This window comes from Enterococcus sp. 2G9_DIV0600 (assembly GCF_002140615.1).
Classification (GTDB): Bacteria; Bacillota; Bacilli; order Lactobacillales; family Enterococcaceae; genus Enterococcus_D; species Enterococcus_D innesii.
The window spans coordinates 566501-568842 of record NZ_NGLL01000002.1 but is presented as its reverse complement, the minus strand read 5'-3'; the positions used below and the strand labels follow the sequence as shown (position 1 = coordinate 568842).

Here is a 2342-nt window from a genome sequence, read left to right as displayed (position 1 = left end):
AACCAATACTATATAAAGTGCTTGAAAAAAAATGCTTATTTACATCTGTTATAGTTTCAAAATGTCGGCAATCCTTAGAAAATATATATTCATTTAAAGTTTTGAGTAGTTCATACTCTGAAAGGTTAGAACAAGAAGAGTCAAACACTTCAAAGCTATAAATTGACAAACATTCGTCTTTTACATATTTAGTTATATTAAGTTCAACCGCTATATTTTTTTTGTGATCAGAAAAAAAGAAGGTGTCAAAGTCATCCTTCTCTTTAATATCCAATAAATCCACTTCATAATTCTCATTATCAAATTCATGAGCGGTAACGGTGTAATTATCTCTTTTCGAAAGAACACTATCTAAAGTACTCTTAATCAAAAGTATATCTTCATAACAAAATTCATCAAATTCTACAACCGATTCAAATTTCGAAAAATCTTCAGTAACAGACTGAGATTTATTTAAGAACAGATCACAGAAAATTTCCATTTTAGCTACCTCTTAAAGTTTTCGTATGCTTCACTCGTAATATCATTTATTATGAGCTTACATCTTCCCTGACTATCCATTATAGCCTCAACATCGCTCTTAAAATTTTCTACATGACCATTTAATTTTAAATCTACATTTTTTCTAAGAGGTATTGTTTTGACAATCCTTGATTTTATAACAGAAGAGTCAATATCAAATTGCGTATCAAAAGTTAATTTTTCTTTTTTAATAAATCTATTTTCATATTTTTCTTTTATATTTTCAATATCTATTTCCTCATTTTGGGGGTTAAAAGCACCAAATATATGCTCTTTTGCTTGAGTTGCCGAAAAATTTTCACTAGTTCTAAAATAACCAATAAGATTATTTCTAAGGTCAAGTCCATCTGTTTTAGAAATTTTAGTAACATGTCTTGCAATAAAGCTATCTATCGCATTAAAAGCTTTAAGAGTATTTTTTCCACTAGTATTTAAAGGTTTTAAGTCTAAAAACTCTTCCGACCAAAATTTTGCAATTTCAGGATTTGAATCAGACAAAATGATACTTATATCATTTTCGAGAAATTGAAAATGTGCAATTTTTTGACTAGGCTTTTCATCTGGTAATCCTACTTCACGATTATATGTCAACCCATTTAAGTACCCCATATGATCAACTTTTGAAATTAAAAAGGAATCATTTTCTATATAAAAAATCACATTACCTTCTTTCAAGTTTACCATAGCATATCTTTCAGAATATCTTTTTTGAGACTCAATTAATTTTTCTGACAATTCATCACAAACGTCTTCAAACACTTCTTCTAAATTCCCATCAATTATAGCACATCTTAATTTTTCTATTAAAATTTTTGGTTCGACATTTTCTCGAGTAAATATAAATTCTCTCCTATTGTCTCTTGATAAGTTCTCATCAATTAGATTTTTTGCATATGTATTCAAACTCCCTGGGACATTTTCAATATTAGTTACTTCATCGCTTGATTTGTTAATTTTATATATTCGAGCATGACTTATTTGATCCTTTTTATAATTATCAGTTAAATTCATTGTACCACCCATTAATTGTATTTTTAGAAAAATGTATACACTTTCAAATTGATGATATCACATTATTTTTTTTTATTCAATTATACATACAAGATTAGAAGACAAATGAGTAACTCTATATTATACTCGTTCATTTTTATAAAATCTATTTGAAATATTAATTAGTCTATTTCATCTGCAATAACTTCCACAATTCTTTAATACTTCTTAAGGTGTATCAAAAAAACTTTTTTATGCTTAATTTCAAATCTCAAGATTTAATAACACATCAAAAAAAGCTAGACTCCATGTGTATCCAAGAATCTAGCTCATTTTTAATACTTACCCCACAGACCCTTCCAATAACTCTTTTGGGGATCAGAGAAAAGGGATAGACTTTATATAAGTAATTCATTTGACAAATTATTATAGACTGACAGTGTATATTATCAGGTACTATCATCGATAACGTAGCCAATATCGTATCCAAAATAGCAGGTAGAGAAGTTATTTGAGGTATCAAAATTTACCTCCGTGATTCTTACAAAGTAGATTATATTTTTCTAGTTTTATGTCACCGCTCTAATTATTTTAATAGGTTATTAATTGGAAAAAGCTCTGAACTCTTTATCTATTTATTACTATCTTCAATATCATCAGCAATTTTATAATCGGATTTCAATGCTTGCTTTGGTGATAGAGACTGCTTCATTCCCTCAGTTGCTCGTCTGAACTCCTCAGTATCAATGTTTTTCATGACTGCTCGTTGAGCGGATAATGCCGGACCGATTGTCTCCATCATTTTTTTAGTAGAATCAGTATTTAATACT

Annotated in this window: 2 protein-coding genes and 1 pseudogene; all 3 read right to left on the bottom strand. The window is 28.4% G+C overall.

What is annotated here, in order from left to right; all coding sequences use genetic code 11:
- Positions 1 to 481, bottom strand: a 481-nt coding sequence (locus A5870_RS17430) for a hypothetical protein (RefSeq protein ID WP_176277855.1), incomplete at its 3' end; no start/stop codon positions are given.
- A 5-nt stretch (positions 482 to 486) separates the two neighbouring features.
- On the bottom strand, positions 487 to 1533 hold the full coding sequence (locus A5870_RS16200; RefSeq protein WP_086293952.1) for a nucleoid-associated protein: 1047 nt from the start codon (positions 1531 to 1533) through the stop codon (positions 487 to 489).
- A 610-nt stretch (positions 1534 to 2143) separates the two neighbouring features.
- Positions 2144 to 2342: pseudogene (locus tag A5870_RS17195) on the bottom strand (hypothetical protein); the annotation flags it as partial.